A 15,145-nucleotide genomic window follows, 5' to 3' on the forward strand; every position below is an offset into this window, starting at 1 on the left:
ATTGTTCTTGTGCCCAAAGTTTAGCGTCTGAATATGTCATCTTAGTGTTTCAGTGAGGAATAGTAAGTGATCAGATCGCACACACGTTAAAGAGTTCAAAAAAAATCCCCAAGCTACAAGCTTGGGGATTTGTGTATAAGAGACAGGCGGGGTGCAGGCTTTGTATTAGGAGAGTCCAATTTAACTTACTTGTGAGAGGCTAACGACTTTTTGTTGCAGCTTCTCTTTTAGATATTCTGCCAGTGCGATTTTCTCCTGTTCGTTCATGTATAAACCAAGTTTTGTACGACGCCATAAGATGTCTTCATCGGTTAGCGCCATTTCGTGATTCATCAAGTAATCAATTTCGCGTTGATATACGCCACTTGCTTGCTCTGAGAAGCAGTGACCAAGATCTTCTACGCTGTTAGTACCTTCCATCAGATCCCAAGTTTGTGTACCAAACTGAGTCACGTAGCGCAGCAACATCGCTTCTGATGCCCATGAGTATTTCGCATGAATCATCTTCGCCAATTGCTCGCGGCTGCAACTGAAGTTACCGCCAGGAAGGGTTTGGTTTGCCGTCCAGTCTTTACCCATTTCTGGTAGGTAAGGTGCAAGTTTCTTCATTGCCGCTTCACCAAGCTTACGGTAAGTCGTGAGCTTGCCACCGAACACTGAAAGTAAAGGTGCGTGGTCGTATTCAGCGTCCAGTTCTAGTGTGTAGTCACGTGTGATCGCTTGCGGTGAGTCAGACTCATCATCACACAACGGACGTACACCACTGTATGTCCACACCACATCTTCGCGGCTTAGCTGGTGGACAAAGTGTTGGTTAACGATATCGATCAAGTAATCGACTTCATCTTTGGAAATCGCGACTTCACGCGGATCGCCTTTGTATTCCACATCTGTAGTACCAATGATCGAGAACTTATCTAGATAAGGGATCATAAATACGATGCGGTTATCTTTGTTTTGTAGGATGTAGGCTTGCGGCTCGTTGTGGATACGAGGAACAACGATGTGCGAGCCTTTGATCAAACGAATGTTGCGAGGGGAGGTTTGCTCTAATCCTTCATCAAAGAACTGTTTCACCCATGGACCTGCAGCGTTAACTAGAGCTTTCGCTTTGCGTTCGAAACGTTGGTCTGTGGTGACGTCATGAATAGTGACATGCCAAATGCCGCCTTCACGGTGTGCTTTTTCTACGCGGCAGTAGTTGCGAACTTCTGCGTTATTCTCTTTAGCCGCTAGAACGTTCAACAACACCAAGCGTGCGTCATCTACCCAACAATCTGAGTATTCAAAACCGGTTTTCATTTCAGGTTTTAATAGACCTGATTTTGCTAGGTTGACGGTTTTGCTGCCTGGAAGAGTGGTTCGTTTACCCAAGTTATCGTAAAGGAACAAGCCACAGCGGATCATCCAAGCTGGGCGTAAAAATGGACGATGAGGTAAACGGAAGCGCATTGGCAGAGCCACATGAGGCGCTTTGCGTAAGATCACTTCACGCTCAGCGAGCGCTTCCGAAACCAAACGAAACTCATAGTGTTCAAGGTAACGTAATCCACCGTGGATCAGTTTTGAACTTGCAGAAGAGGTTGCCGATGCGAAGTCGTTAGCTTCGTACAAACCGACGCTTAAACCACGGCCAGCAGCATCTGCAGCAATACCAGCCCCGTTAATGCCGCCGCCGATCACGATCATGTCTAGAGTAGGGGATGAATTCGTCGTGGAAGCATTTTGTTGGATACTCATAAATTTGACCTCTTGGTGAGCGAACGAGCATTTTGGAACATGAGTTTATCCTAGCTTAGGTTTCGTTTGTGGTCATTATTTATTTTCGTTTATGAGCGTTTTGTGTGATTTGGGCACAAAAAAACCTCTGCCTAATTAAGACAGAGGTCATTTATGCGCGTAAATAGTGAGTGAAAACGCTATTCGGCTGCGACTCTTTCTATTTGTGTATCAACTACTTCGAGCGGAACTGCGGCTTCTTTTAGAATCGCGAGAATCTCTTCTGGTGGTTGTTTGTTTGTGAATACCATGTTCAATTGCGCGATATTGCCCAATTTCACCATGGCATTGCGACCAAACTTCGAATGGTCAACCGCAAGGAACACGCTGCGACTGTTATCAATAATGGCTTGTTTGACACGAACTTCGTGGTAATCAAAGTCCAATAGTGAGCCGTCAAAGTCGATACCACTGATGCCCAAAATGCCAAAGTCGAGGCGGAATTGCTTGACGAAATCGAGCGTCGCTTCGCCGACAATGCCACCGTCGCGGTTGCGGACTTCGCCGCCAGCCAAAATCACTTTGATTTCTGGGTTTGGTAACAAAATGGTGGCAGCATTAATGTTGTTGGTTACCACGCGAAGTTGTTTGTGGTTTTTATTCAGAGCTCGAGCCACCGCCTCTGGTGTAGTGCCGATATCAATAAACAAGGTTGCGCCGTCAGGAATATGTTTTACTAACTCTTCCGCAATCACATCCTTCTCATTGAAGTTAAGTGCTTTACGCGTGTTGTATGATGTGTTCTCTGAGCTAAGAGGAATGGTTGCGCCACCGTGGTAACGTCTAATTTTGTTTTCATCCGCGAGGTCATTTAGGTCGCGACGAATGGTTTGTGGACTAACATTAAACTTTTCTACCAGCTCATCCGTGCTGACATAGCCTTGTTTTTTCACCAAATCAACGATCTGTTGGTGTCTTGGTATTTGCTTCACTTAGCACTCCCTTGTGCACTGGCAACGACCAATGCTTCAAAATCGAAAATAGAAACTTGCTCTATTGTGCTCGAATTGGCGCATTGTGAGAAGCTGTGGGAGTGTGGAATCCGCGATCGAACGCAAAAAAAGAGCGCCAATTCGGCGCTCTTTATGATTAATCAGGGGGGAAACTAGAAATTAATCGTCTTCGTCGTGAAGCTCAGACCAAGTTTGAGCACACTTCACTGCGCGCTTCCAACCTTTGTAACGACGGTTACGTTTTTCTTCATCATCGTGTGGTTCGAATGTGCGATCGAGCACCGCTTTGTCTTGCAGCTCATCAATGCTATTCCAGAAACCAACCGCTAGACCAGCTAGGTATGCTGCACCCAAAGCAGTCACTTCAGTTACTTGAGGACGGTGAACTTCGGTGTTGAGTACGTCTGACTGGAACTGCATTAGGAAGTTGTTCGCTACTGCGCCGCCATCAACGCGCAGGTTCGCGAGCTTAATGCCCGAGTCTGCTTGCATCGCATCCAGCACATCACGAGTTTGGTAAGCGATGCCTTCCAAAGTTGCACGGATAATGTGGTTAGAGTTTACGCCACGAGTTAGACCGACAATCGTACCGCGAGCGTAAGCATCCCAATATGGTGCGCCTAAGCCCGTAAATGCAGGTACAACGTACACACCGTTGGAAGAATCCACTTTGGTCGCAAAGTATTCTGAATCTTCTGCTCCAGCCAGAATCTTCATTTCATCACGTAGCCATTGAATTGAAGCGCCGCCCATAAATACTGCACCTTCAAGTGCATAGGCTGGCTCGCCTTTTGGACCACATGCTAGGGTAGTCAGTAGACCGTTCTTAGAGGTTACTTTCTCTTTACCCGTGTTCATCAACAAGAAACAACCTGTACCGTAGGTGTTCTTCGCTTGACCAGCTTCTACACACATCTGCCCGTAAAGTGCGGCTTGTTGGTCACCTGCAATGCCCGCAATTGGTATACGAGTACCGCCTTTACCACCGATATTGGTTTGACCGTAGATTTCAGATGAGCGTTTCACTTCTGGCATCATCGATGCTGGGATACCCATCTCATCCAGCATTTTCTGATCCCAGCATAGGTCATTGATGTTGAATAGCATGGTACGCGAAGCGTTGGTGTAGTCGGTTACGTGAACGCGGCCTTGAGTCATCTTCCAAACCAGCCAAGTGTCAACAGTACCGAACAGCAGTTTGCCTGCTTCGGCATCTTCACGCGCACCTTCAACGTTATCTAGAATCCACTTCACTTTTGTACCTGAGAAGTAAGGGTCTAGAACCAGACCGGTATTGTCGCGAACGTAATCTTCTAGTCCGCGCGCTTTCAATTCTTCACAAATATCGGCTGTACGGCGGCATTGCCATACGATCGCGTTGTAAACCGGTTTGCCTGTTTCTTTGTTCCATACAATTGTTGTTTCACGTTGGTTGGTAATACCGATACCTGCAAGTTGGTCGCTACGGATACCGGTTTTCGCAAGTGCTTCAACCAAGGTAGAGCTTTGAGTTGCCCAGATTTCCATTGGGTCATGTTCAACCCAACCAGCCTCTGGATAAATCTGAGTAAATTCTCGCTGAGCGACGCTTACGATATTCGCGTCATGATCCAGGATGACAGCACGAGAGCTTGTCGTGCCTTGGTCTAGGGCAACAATGTATTTTTGCTCAGTCATGGTAAGAATCCTTTTGTTTCGTTATTTATATTTTAGTAAATGTTCGAATTGGTAGGGGTTAAGCTTGCGCTTGTTCTGCTTCTTCTTCGGTCTCGCACTGGTTAGGGATAGTGCAGCCATGACCTTGTTGTGGCAGATACGCAGCAATCGCTTTCGGGTACAACCAACCACCGAAGCAAGCACCTGCGATAGGAGCAAGAATTGGAACAATAAAGTATGGGATTTCGCGTGCACCGGTCAGTGCGTAATCCCAGCCTGCAAAGTAAGCAAACAGTTTAGGGCCGAAGTCACGAGCAGGGTTCATCGCAAAGCCAGTAAGTGGGCCTAAAGAACCACCGATAACCGCAATGAGAATACCGATAAGTAATGGGTTCATCGCGCCGCGAGGTGCGCCGTTGTTCTCATCACCAAGAGCAAGAATGGCAAACATCAGCACTGCAGTAATCACGAATTCCACAGCAAAAGCGCCAAAGAAAGAGAGAGAAGCGTGTGGGTAAGTCGAGAAAATGCCTGCTGTGGCGAGAGCCTCTTTGCTGCTACGAACGAAATTGTGTGCGATTTCGTAATCAGTAAACAGGTTACTGTACAAGCTGTAAACCAAAGCGGCAGAGCAAAAAGCACCGAGCATTTGCGCAATGATATAAGGCACTACTTTTGCCTTATCGAATCCATGGAACATCGCCAGCGCGATAGTTACGGCAGGGTTGATGTGTGCACCGGATACGCCCGCAGTACAGTAAATAGCGATGGCGACGCCAAAGCCCCATACAATACTGATTTCCCATTGACCAAATTGAGCTCCGGTCAACACTAATGCAGCAACACAGCCTACGCCAAAAAAGATAAGTAATCCTGTACCGATAAACTCGGCCAAACATTCTCCGAGCAGTGAGGGGTGTTTGTTCGTTGTCATGTTAAGAGTCCTTTAATATTTATGCTTATCTAGCACGGTTCTATTGTGCATATATAAACGTTTGCGAAAACAAACGAGCGTTAAAAGTGAGCGTTTGAGCATGAATTTGTTAATCAAACTCTTCGTTTTTGTTAATTGACGCATCTTTTGCTCAAAAAGGAAACTCGATAAAATGATTCAGAAGCTTCAACTTCGATTTTTCGGCTTAAAACTACCGATGTGAAAATCAATGCACAAACTGGTAAGAGGAGTTTTGTGAAGCTGCTTCGTGAATGGTGGTAAATTGTTCAGATTACTGGTTGAAAACTAACCCTAAAGAGCTAGCTAACACTAATGATGATAAGGGATTGCTGATATTTATTGATTCGATACTCTGCTTTCATACACGGCTAAGAGAAGGGAGCCTTCCTTTGGGTTGTGAATGAGCATTAACTTCGAAAACATGCCTCAATGAGCTTTAGTGAGTGGGAGAGCGATATCAACCTCAGTTGTTAATGGAATGACATTGTGGCAACACCCCGTATTTAGCCTTGATGACTGGCGGTTAGCGTGTCCAAGTTGCTCAAACTCAACCTTTTATCCTAATTCTGTGGTTGTTTGAGTGCTTGGTTTGCTTAAAACTGCGGTTAATTTGTTCGTTTGCGCATTTAATGTTGTATGTGAACAGTAACGAAATTTGGGGAAAGTGGAAGCGCAGTCTAACTTAAAGTCTCTAATTTTCTGTATTTACTGAAATTTAATTCTTATGCAACATTTGTCACAGAAATAAAAATCGAATTTCATAAAATGCACCAACTTTCGAACGAAACTCCTTTTTGCTCGTTCGCGATTTAAGACTCCTTACCATCGCTCAATATAATTATGAGGTTCCTATGTTTGGAATATTCAAACCCAAGGCGCATATTGATCGCTTGTCGTCCGACAAGATCGATAGCACCTATTCTCGCTTACGTTGGCAACTCTTTATCGGCATTTTTGTTGGCTATGCAGGCTACTATCTGGTCCGTAAAAACTTCAGCTTGGCGATGCCTTACCTAATTGAACAAGGCTTTAGCCGTGGTGATCTAGGTGTTGCCTTAGCTGCAGTATCTATTGCTTACGGTTTATCAAAATTCTTAATGGGCAGTGTTTCTGACCGCTCTAACCCTCGTTACTTTTTAAGTGGCGGTCTATTAATGTCAGCGCTTGTGATGTTCTGCTTCGGCTTTATGCCTTGGGCGACTGGCAGCATTACCGCAATGTTTATTCTATTGTTCCTAAACGGTTGGTTCCAAGGTATGGGGTGGCCTGCCTGTGGTCGAACCATGGTTCACTGGTGGTCACGTAAAGAACGTGGCGAGATAGTGTCGGTTTGGAACGTAGCACATAACGTAGGTGGCGGTTTGATTGGTCCTATGTTCATTCTTGGCCTTTGGGCATTTAACGACGATTGGCGCACCGCTTTCTATGTTCCTGCATTTTTTGCCACGCTCGTTGCTGTCTTTATTTGGTTCACGGTAAGAGATACACCGCAGTCTTGTGGTCTTCCGCCAATTGAAGAGTACAAAGACGATTACCCTGACGATTACGACAAGTCACACGAAAAAGAAATGACGGCGAAGGAAATCTTCTTCAAGTATGTCTTTTCTAATAAGTTGTTGTGGTCAATCGCGATTGCGAACGCGTTTGTTTACTTGATCCGCTACGGTGTGCTGGACTGGGCGCCGGTATACCTTAAAGAAGCGAAGGACTTCTCGGTTGATAAATCTTCTTGGGCTTACTTCCTATACGAGTGGGCTGGTATCCCAGGTACGCTATTGTGTGGTTGGATTTCAGATAAGCTATTTAAAGGTCGTCGTGCTCCTGCCGGTATTCTATTTATGGCGTTAGTCACCGTCGCTGTGTTGGTTTACTGGTTCAACCCAGCAGGTAACCCAGCAGTAGATATGATGGCGTTGGTTGCAATCGGCTTCTTGATTTACGGTCCGGTAATGTTGATTGGTTTGTATGCGCTAGAGCTTGCTCCTAAGAAAGCGGCAGGTACGGCTGCGGGTCTAACGGGTCTATTTGGTTACTTAGGTGGTGCAGTAGCGGCAAACGCGATTCTTGGCTACACCGTAGACCACTTTGGTTGGGATGGCGGCTTTATCATCCTTATCGGTTCATGTATCACGTCCATCGTTTGTTTGACTTACGCATTTCTTGGCGAGCGTGCTCACCACGAACAAAAAGCGCGTGAGAAAGAAGCATTGGCGTCATAAAACCTTAAAGGGGCAGTGGAATACTGCCCCTTCAAATAAGTTAAGGAAATAACAATGAAAATAAAGTCAGTATGCATTACTTTTTTGGCGTGTAGCCTATCTGCCGGAGCTATTGCCCAGCCCCTTGTTATCGCTCACCGTGGCGCATCCGGTTACTTACCCGAACATACATTGGAAGCCAAAGCCCTTGCGTACGCAATGAAACCAGATTACATCGAGCAAGATGTGGTGATGACTAAAGACGATCAATTGGTCGTGCTGCATGACCACTATCTCGATCGCGTGACCGATGTAGCTGAGCGTTTTCCAGATCGAGCTCGTAAAGATGGCCGTTACTACGCGATTGATTTTACGTTGGCAGAAATCAAATCACTGCGCGTGACAGAAGGCTTCAAAATCAATGATAAGGGTGACAAGGTAGCAGGTTACCCGACTCGATTCCCAATGTGGAAATCAGACTTCACCGTCCCTACCTTTGCTGAAGAGATTGAGCTGATCCAAGGCTTAAACAAAACGCTGGGTTATGACATCGGTATTTATCCTGAGATCAAAGCGCCGTGGTTCCATCGCCATGAAGGTAAAGACATTTCAAAAGCAGTACTTAAAGTCTTAAAGCAGTACGGCTACGACTCACAAGACGACAAAGTGTACCTTCAGTGTTTTGATGCCAATGAACTTCAGCGTATTAATAGTGAACTCATGCCTGCAATGGACATGGATTTAAAGCTCGTTCAGCTGATGGCTTACACCGATTGGAACGAAACCATGGAGTACAAAGGCGACAAGGCAACACCATACAGTTATGACTGGATGTTTGAAGCCAATGGTATGAAGAAGGTCGCGGAATATGCGGAAGGGATCGGTCCTTGGAAGCCAATGTTGGTGGATGACAAATCAACCAAGGATAACATCATCATCAAACCTTTGATGAAAGCGGCAAAAGACGCAGGCTTGCAAGTGCACCCTTACACTTTCCGAGCGGACCCTGGACGTATTCCTGCTTACACCGACAGCTTCGATGGCATGATGGACATCTTCTACAATCAGGTGAAAGTGGATGGTTTGTTTACTGACTTCCCTGATAAAGCGGTGAACTTTCTGAGCAAGTAAAGTTCTAAAAACTGAGTATTTGAAACGCTCAGTATTACGTCACACGCCATGTCGTAACAATGTGCTCTCATTGAGCAATCATTATCCCTCAACAGTGACTCTCCTGTTGGGGGATTTTTGTTGTTGATTAACTTTTTTCCTTCTTACTTAAGGTATTGCACGGGCACCTTATTTTTCCTTGGTATGCATTTCGCTAAGTCTTGATTTCTAAATGCTAAATATCAACCTGCTCCATTAGCTAATATGGAGCTGTATTGTGAAATTGGTGCCCTTATCCAAACTATTGTGGAGGAAGAGTGTGTTCAATGGTTTGGCTTACTGACTTAAGTTTGCCGCTTAAGGCTAACATCACATGTCGGTTCATTTACTCCAGATGCTTAGGCGGCTTTTTTGGAGATTAAGGTCAAGCGTCGGTGAGGTGGGTATCACAGTACAGTGATTACAACGTAAAATAGGATGTGATATGAGATTATTGCTTGCCATTTTGGTTCCTTGGCTTCAATTTTTTACTATAGGCCGTTACTGGGCTGGTTTGATTTGTTTACTGCTGCAAATAACTTTGATTGGATGGCTTCCTGCTGTAATTTGGTCAGTCTATGCATTAGCAAATTATGAGACGGATCAGAAAATTGACAAGTTGATAGAGCGCGAAGAGAGTGGAAATGGTTCTAAGTATGCTCGAAATGCGCCAGCGTCTTCTGATCAAGATGGTGGTGGAGACGAGTAAGTGTTTCCGTCGAATAAGGGTAAGCTTTTTTTCTTGTGGTACTTGCTATTGAGTTGTTTTGGGGTTGCTTCTAGTGCACAAGCAGAGCTCACGATTCAAGAAGCGGTCGATTTGTGGATCTTGGATGGAGCAGAGTTCCGTCAGATGATGAAATGCTCCCCCCAAGCTCAGTTGAACAATGGTATGCAGCAAATCTATTACGACTCATCATCTTGCGTGTTGAGCGAACTGGCGACTTACGCTTTAGCAAAAGAATGTTTTGGTGAGTCAAATGCGAATCGAGTAGACATGATTGATGTGAATACTAAATTGAACTCAATTACCTTTGATATAACACCTTCTACATGCTCGCTTCTGGAGAAAAAGTCGACTAAAGCGCCTAAAAAAAAGCCCACTGAAAAAAAACTTCGGTCTGTTAATGCTAGCTCGAAAGTTTATGTTATTCAGCTTTATTCAGGTTCCACTTCACCAAATAAAGAGTTTGCTAAATGTGCAGAGTTACCTTTATTTGAGCACCATATAAATGGTTCTTACTACCTTTTTAGTGACGTTTATTCCGGTTACTCGGATGCTAAATCATCAATGGTACAACTGCAGACTCAATGTCCTGAACTATCAATGTGGATTCGTCCAATAGAGCGCTAGTTAAGACCGCTAATTAAAAAATCCCCCAACAGTTGCCTGCTGGGGGATTTTTCGTAGGGCTAATTCACGAATGAATTAGTTGTTTTTATGCAGTTCGCTGTTCAGTTCAACCGCGCTCTTGTTTGCAAGACACTCGATTTGACCTGTTACAGAATTACGACGGAATAGTAGGTCAGAAACACCAGCAAGATCGCGTGCTTTCACTACTTCTACTTCTTGGCCAGCAGAATCTAGCATGCGTACTTTAGAACCAGCAGTTACGTATAGACCTGATTCGATAGTACAACGATCACCCATTGGGAAACCAAGACCTGCGTTCGCGCCTAGTAGCGAGTTTTCACCGATAGAAACCACAACTTTACCGCCGCCAGATAGCGTACCCATGATAGATGCGCCGCCGCCGATGTCAGAGCCGTTACCAACCACAACACCAGCAGAGATACGACCTTCAACCATGCTCACGCCAGTTGTACCCGCGTTGAAGTTGATGAAGCCTTCGTGCATTACCGTTGTGCCTTCGCCAACGTGTGCGCCAAGACGTACGCGAGAAGTGTCAGCGATACGAACACCAGTTGGTACCACGTAGTCCACCATTTTAGGGAACTTGTCTACGCAATCTACGCTTAGTGCACGACCCGCTAGGCGAGCTTCGATTTGACGCTCTGCTAGTTCAGGTAGGTCGATTGGACCTTCGTTAGTCCATGCGATGTTGTGCAGTAGACCGAAGATGCCGTCTAGTACCGTGCCGTGCGGTTGAACTAGGCGGTTAGAGATAAGTTGAAGTTTTAGGAAACCTTCAGCAACGCTTTGTGGCTGCTCGTCAGTTGCAAGGATAACCAGTACAAGTGGTTGTGCTGATTCTGCTGCTTTTGCTGCGAAAGATGCGTTTGCCGCATCGCCGTTTGCTTCAAATGCTGCTGCCAGTTCTGCGCTTTGTGCTGCAGAGATCTCGATAGCTTGGTTGCCTTGCTCGTAACCTGCTACTGCTGCTAGTGCGTTAACAAGCGCTTCGCTTGGGTTAAGAACTGGGTTTGGGAAAAACGCTTCGATGATTTTGCCGTCGCGGTTTTTAGTTGCCGTACCAAAGGCTAGAGAGAAGAAAGCCATAGTTGATCTCCATGTGTTGAGTCTTGTGTCTCGTCTGTTCACTGACAAGAAATAATTAAGTTGTCAGTCATCATAAAGAGAGTGATGTGGAGTTTAAAGAGGGGAAATGGAGAAAGTCTGTAGATGGATACCTTTTGTCTTTTTAGAGATATGTTTGTCTGATGAGAAATGTGTCGCAAAAGCCAGCTTTGATTGAGTTTAGGTTGAGTTGGGGCGAGGAGCTGGGGTGGATTATCGTAGCAAAAAATAAGGGGAGGACCGAAGTCACTCCCCCTACACTGGGTTTGTTGGATTTACTGGCTTTGGATAGTAAAGCGATAAATCGACTTAGAGGCTTAGCTCACCGACGGCTACGGCAAGTGCAACAGTTGCACCTACCATTGGATTGTTGCCCATACCGATGAAGCCCATCATCGCAACGTGCGCTGGTACAGAAGAGCTACCCGCGAATTGTGCATCGGCGTGCATGCGACCCATGGTATCGGTCATACCGTAAGAGGCAGGACCAGCCGCTACGTTATCTGGGTGTAGAGTACGACCAGTACCACCACCTGATGCCACAGAGAAGTAAGGCATGCCTTCACGGTTACGTTCTGCTTTGTAGATACCTGCTACTGGGTGTTGGAAGCGAGTCGGGTTGGTTGAGTTACCTGTGATGCTCACATCCACTTGCTCTTTGTGCATGATAGCAACGCCTTCACGTACATCATCAGCGCCGTAACAAAGGATCTCACCACGTGGACCTTGCGAGAAACGGCGACGCTCTACTTCCACTAACTCGCCAGTTTGGTAGTTGTATTGAGTGCGTACGTAAGTGAAACCATTGATGCGTGAGATTAGGTAAGCGGCGTCTTTACCCAAGCCATTTAGGATCACTTTCAACGGATTTTTGCGTGATTTGTTCACGTTCAATGCGATTTTGATTGCGCCTTCTGCCGCTGCGAATGACTCATGACCAGCAAGGAAAGCGAAACAGCCACTCTCTTCATTCAGTAGGCGAGCCGCCAATGCACCGTGACCGATACCCACTTGGCGTTGCTCTGCGACGCTGCCTGGTTTTGTGCACGCCTGAAGACCTTCACCGATGATGTTTGCTGCTTCTTCCGCTGTTTTTGCTCCACGGAAAATCGCCAAAGCAGTGCCCAGTGTGTAGGCATCGGCAGCGCTTTCAAACGCGATAGGTTGAGTGTCCATCACTAGTGCTTTAGGGTCGATACCACGATCCATACAGTATTGGTAAGCCTCTTCCAGAGAAGAGAATTGCATTTCGTCTAATGTGCGACGTACAGATTCAGTAATTGGAGTGTTCATAATCTCTTTCCTCTTGGTGGCAATTATTGTTGGCGTGGGTTGATGGTCGTTACGGCTTCGTCAAAACGACCGTAAGTCCCTGTTGCTTTGTCTGCCGCTTCTGCAGCAGGAACGCCTTCGTTGATGGCTTTCATCATCTTGCCTAGGTTGAGGTATTGGTAACCAATCACTTCTTTGTTTTCGTCTAGCGCGAGTTTTGTTACGTAGCCTTCAGCCAGCTCCATGTAACGCACGCCTTTTGCTTTAGTTGAGTAGCTAGTACCCACTTGGCTGCGTTGAGTTTGACCAAGGTCTTCCAGTGCCGCACCAATTTCCAAGCCGCCTTCAGAGAAAGCAGATTGAGTACGACCGTAAACAAATTGAAGGAAGATTTCGCGCATCGCGACGTTGATAGCATCACATACCAAGTCGGTATTCAGTGCTTCCAGAATAGTTTTGCCTGTTAGGATTTCTGCGGCCATCGCTGCGGATTGAGTCATGCCAGAACAGCCGATCGTCTCGATCAAAGCTTCTTCGATGATGCCGTTTTTAACGTTGAGGGTCAGTTTTGCTGCACCTTGTTGAGGAGCGCAAGCACCAACGCCGTGGCTAAGACCAGAAATCGCGATAACGTCTTTTGGATTGATCATTGCGCCTTCAACAGGGATCGGTGCAGATGCATGAAGATCGCCGCGTTGAATTGGGCACATTGATTGGATTTCGTGTGAGTATTGCATAATGTTTTCCCAGTGTACGATATCCAGCATATTGGTCAGACTCAACGGCGTTGACTGCTCTTATTCGCTCCATCAAATAGAAAAACTATGTTCAGGAGGCTCATGCGTTTGTCGCCTTGTTGAGTTAACAACTATTTTGGATATCTTTTTAATTTTTGAGAAAACAGGAGCGGGGTTGGAGGAGAGTTGATTTGCTCACTACAGAACTCTTACTTTTACGCTGGAGGCAAAAGCATTTCCAACAGGGCTTACCTGTTCTCGTTTCTGTAGGAGTCATCAGCTGTAAAAGCGGTTTGAATCTTTCGATTCTGGTGGCACCCCATCACCGTGTGCATTTAGAGTAGATCTAAGTCACACTAATCTGCAACATGAAATTTAGAGTAATTTGGGATATTAAATCGGTTCTTTATATTGCTAGAGATATATGGCGATAAATGAATGGCATAAAAAAACGCCGCATAATGCGACGTTTTCTCGAAACAAATGAGAGGCTTATGCAGCGTCTTCTTGTTCACTATCTTCTTCAACAGCTTCAAGCTTCTTTGCTTTTTTTGGTGCAGGTTTACGTTTTGCACCCAGAGCGTAAAGCACTTCTTCTTTGTTTTGCGCAAGGAACATTGCAAGATCTTCTTGCTTACCTTCGTCTTCTAGAAGTTCACTCTTACCTAGCAGTGAGAATAACTCGTCCGCCATATCCAGCATTTTGTCGTATGCGTCAGCTTCCGCTTTAGAGGTAAAAGTCATTTTCTCTTCTCCATTGCGTTCTACCACGTACTTGACGATTACAGCCATGGTTGGTCCTCTAAGTTAATTTGTTAAATTTTATACTGGCTTTTTATACAGTTTTTGACCAATTAAGTCTAGCGACAAGCCTCAGAATGAGAGCCGTGTACAACTAAGTGACCAGCATTTGAACTATCTGCCTTGAACGACCTATCTCGAACTAGCCATCTTTAAGATGTGGGTTCTCTGGTCGCTCCCAATCTTGGCAGAATTCAATGAATGTGCGCAGGAGCGGATTTTGATACTTCTCTTTGTGGATCAAAAGCCAGAAGCGACGCTTCATATCCAGTGGCATGTTTAGCATTTTCACCCGACCATCGCGAATTGCAGGCTCTGCAGATAGGCGTGATAAACAACCTAAACCAAGCCCTGCTGATACTGAGTTGATCAATGCTTCGGTGGTGTTGAGCTGAAAAGCCTCGTGCCAGTGTTCTAAACGCGGAGCGATGGCGCGCATAAAGAACTCTCGAGAACCAGAACCCGCCTCACGCAGAATCCACTCAGTGTCTTCGAGCTCGTTTAGGCTGATAGGCCCTTCATCGAAGTTAGGGTAGTCCGGCGGACAAATCACGCACATTTCATCTTCACTGAATTGCGTTGATTCCAGTTCTGGGTGTATGGTCTTGCCCTCGATGAGCGCGATGTCGAGTTCGTAAGCGATCAACATGTCACAAATCTGGGCAGAGTTGGAGATGAACAAACTCTGCGACTGGTGATTCGTTTCATCACGAAAATCACTTAACAGGTAAGGTGCAACTTGGTTGCCGATGGTGTCACTGGCACCGATGCGAAGCAGCCCTGATAAGGTTTGGTCGCCATCGAACACACTCTCAATATCCCGAGCTCGGTTGAGAAGTTCGTCCGCGAGGGGCAGAAGTTTTTGTCCTTCTTGGTTGAGAATCAAACGGTTGTTCACTCGATCAAATAAGTGATGACCAATTTGTTTCTCTAGTTCAGACAACGCCATACTCACGGCCGCCTTAGAAAGAAACAGACTTTCCGAAGCCGCAGTTAGCGTCTTGTGCTGAGTAATAGTAGTAAAAACTTTCAGTTGTTTAAGAGAGATATGACTAGGCATGACATTCCGTTAAGTAAATCTGAACGTTAGTTTTAAATAATTAGATATATTGGAACGAAGTGCAAGAGTAATATACACCCCATAGGAAGTTAGCCTAGATTTTGAG

13 protein-coding genes and 1 riboswitch are annotated in these 15,145 nt (G+C 45.7%); of the genes, 4 read left to right on the forward strand and 9 right to left on the reverse strand.

Annotation, left to right across the window (positions count from 1 at the left end; genetic code table 11):
• Nucleotides 1-180: 180 nt before the first annotated feature.
• The 4 genes from glpD to QTO06_RS19305 form a co-directional block, all read right to left on the reverse strand.
• Complete coding sequence (glpD, locus tag QTO06_RS19290) at nt 181-1,740, reverse strand: glycerol-3-phosphate dehydrogenase (protein ID WP_331409410.1); 1,560 nt, start codon at nt 1,738-1,740, stop codon at nt 181-183.
• A 179-nt stretch (nt 1,741-1,919) separates the two neighbouring features.
• Entirely contained in the window at nt 1,920-2,711 is a 792-nt protein-coding gene (locus QTO06_RS19295; protein WP_331409412.1) for a DeoR/GlpR family transcriptional regulator, read from the reverse strand.
• A gap of 180 nt (nt 2,712-2,891) precedes the next feature.
• Nucleotides 2,892-4,409, reverse strand: coding sequence for a glycerol kinase GlpK (gene glpK, locus QTO06_RS19300; RefSeq protein ID WP_038885178.1), 1,518 nt, complete (start codon nt 4,407-4,409; stop codon nt 2,892-2,894).
• Nucleotides 4,410-4,467: 58 nt separating this feature from the next.
• The gene (locus QTO06_RS19305; RefSeq protein ID WP_005427306.1) at nt 4,468-5,322 is read right to left on the reverse strand and encodes an MIP/aquaporin family protein; all 855 of its coding nucleotides are present in this window, start codon (nt 5,320-5,322) and stop codon (nt 4,468-4,470) included.
• 872 nt (nt 5,323-6,194) lie between these two features.
• On the opposite strand from QTO06_RS19305, the gene glpT reads away from it, so the two are divergent.
• From glpT to QTO06_RS19325, 4 genes are all read left to right on the forward strand, one after another.
• Nucleotides 6,195-7,562, forward strand: coding sequence for a glycerol-3-phosphate transporter (gene glpT, locus QTO06_RS19310; protein ID WP_005427324.1), 1,368 nt, complete (start codon nt 6,195-6,197; stop codon nt 7,560-7,562).
• 54 nt (nt 7,563-7,616) lie between these two features.
• Nucleotides 7,617-8,672, forward strand: a complete 1,056-nt coding sequence (glpQ, locus tag QTO06_RS19315; protein ID WP_005427287.1) for a glycerophosphodiester phosphodiesterase — start codon at nt 7,617-7,619, stop codon at nt 8,670-8,672.
• A gap of 463 nt (nt 8,673-9,135) precedes the next feature.
• Entirely contained in the window at nt 9,136-9,399 is a 264-nt protein-coding gene (locus QTO06_RS25565; RefSeq protein ID WP_045405561.1) for a YqaE/Pmp3 family membrane protein, read from the forward strand.
• Nucleotides 9,400-10,044 carry a hypothetical protein gene (locus QTO06_RS19325; protein WP_331409413.1) on the forward strand — a complete coding sequence of 215 codons (645 nt, stop codon included), beginning with the start codon at nt 9,400-9,402 and terminating at the stop codon, nt 10,042-10,044.
• A gap of 75 nt (nt 10,045-10,119) precedes the next feature.
• Here the strand turns inward: QTO06_RS19325 and dapD are convergent, their stop codons facing one another.
• From dapD to QTO06_RS19350, 5 genes are all read right to left on the reverse strand, one after another.
• Entirely contained in the window at nt 10,120-11,151 is a 1,032-nt protein-coding gene (dapD, locus tag QTO06_RS19330) for a 2,3,4,5-tetrahydropyridine-2,6-dicarboxylate N-succinyltransferase (RefSeq protein WP_005391708.1), read from the reverse strand.
• Between the two features lie 327 nt (nt 11,152-11,478).
• The gene (locus tag QTO06_RS19335) at nt 11,479-12,462 is read right to left on the reverse strand and encodes a GGGtGRT protein (RefSeq protein WP_331409415.1); all 984 of its coding nucleotides are present in this window, start codon (nt 12,460-12,462) and stop codon (nt 11,479-11,481) included.
• A gap of 23 nt (nt 12,463-12,485) precedes the next feature.
• Nucleotides 12,486-13,178, reverse strand: a complete 693-nt coding sequence (locus QTO06_RS19340; protein WP_005427365.1) for an iron-sulfur cluster assembly scaffold protein — start codon at nt 13,176-13,178, stop codon at nt 12,486-12,488.
• Between the two features lie 260 nt (nt 13,179-13,438).
• Nucleotides 13,439-13,514: riboswitch (Fluoride riboswitch) on the reverse strand.
• 156 nt (nt 13,515-13,670) lie between these two features.
• Nucleotides 13,671-13,970 carry a YebG family protein gene (locus tag QTO06_RS19345; protein ID WP_005380208.1) on the reverse strand — a complete coding sequence of 100 codons (300 nt, stop codon included), beginning with the start codon at nt 13,968-13,970 and terminating at the stop codon, nt 13,671-13,673.
• A 151-nt stretch (nt 13,971-14,121) separates the two neighbouring features.
• Nucleotides 14,122-15,039 (reverse strand): LysR family transcriptional regulator, encoded by a 918-nt coding sequence (locus tag QTO06_RS19350; protein ID WP_005427361.1) that lies wholly within the window; start codon nt 15,037-15,039, stop codon nt 14,122-14,124.
• Between the last annotated feature and the right edge of the window lie 106 nt (nt 15,040-15,145).

This window comes from Vibrio sp. M260121 (genome assembly GCF_036533715.1).
Taxonomy (GTDB): domain Bacteria; phylum Pseudomonadota; class Gammaproteobacteria; order Enterobacterales; family Vibrionaceae; genus Vibrio.

Bases quoted from the DNA above. Each gene is read 5' to 3' on its own strand.
- glpD (WP_331409410.1), bottom strand. From the start codon at position 1,740: ATGAGTATCCAACAAAATGCTTCCACGACGAATTCATCCCCTACTCTA.
- glpK (WP_038885178.1), bottom strand. From the start codon at position 4,409: ATGACTGAGCAAAAATACATTGTTGCCCTAGACCAAGGCACGACAAGC.
- QTO06_RS19305 (WP_005427306.1), bottom strand. From the start codon at position 5,322: ATGACAACGAACAAACACCCCTCACTGCTCGGAGAATGTTTGGCCGAG.
- glpT (WP_005427324.1), top strand. From the start codon at position 6,195: ATGTTTGGAATATTCAAACCCAAGGCGCATATTGATCGCTTGTCGTCC.
- glpQ (WP_005427287.1), top strand. From the start codon at position 7,617: ATGAAAATAAAGTCAGTATGCATTACTTTTTTGGCGTGTAGCCTATCT.
- QTO06_RS25565 (WP_045405561.1), top strand. From the start codon at position 9,136: ATGAGATTATTGCTTGCCATTTTGGTTCCTTGGCTTCAATTTTTTACT.
- dapD (WP_005391708.1), bottom strand. From the start codon at position 11,151: ATGGCTTTCTTCTCTCTAGCCTTTGGTACGGCAACTAAAAACCGCGAC.
- QTO06_RS19335 (WP_331409415.1), bottom strand. From the start codon at position 12,462: ATGAACACTCCAATTACTGAATCTGTACGTCGCACATTAGACGAAATG.
- QTO06_RS19340 (WP_005427365.1), bottom strand. From the start codon at position 13,178: ATGCAATACTCACACGAAATCCAATCAATGTGCCCAATTCAACGCGGC.
- QTO06_RS19345 (WP_005380208.1), bottom strand. From the start codon at position 13,970: ATGGCTGTAATCGTCAAGTACGTGGTAGAACGCAATGGAGAAGAGAAA.
- QTO06_RS19350 (WP_005427361.1), bottom strand. From the start codon at position 15,039: ATGCCTAGTCATATCTCTCTTAAACAACTGAAAGTTTTTACTACTATT.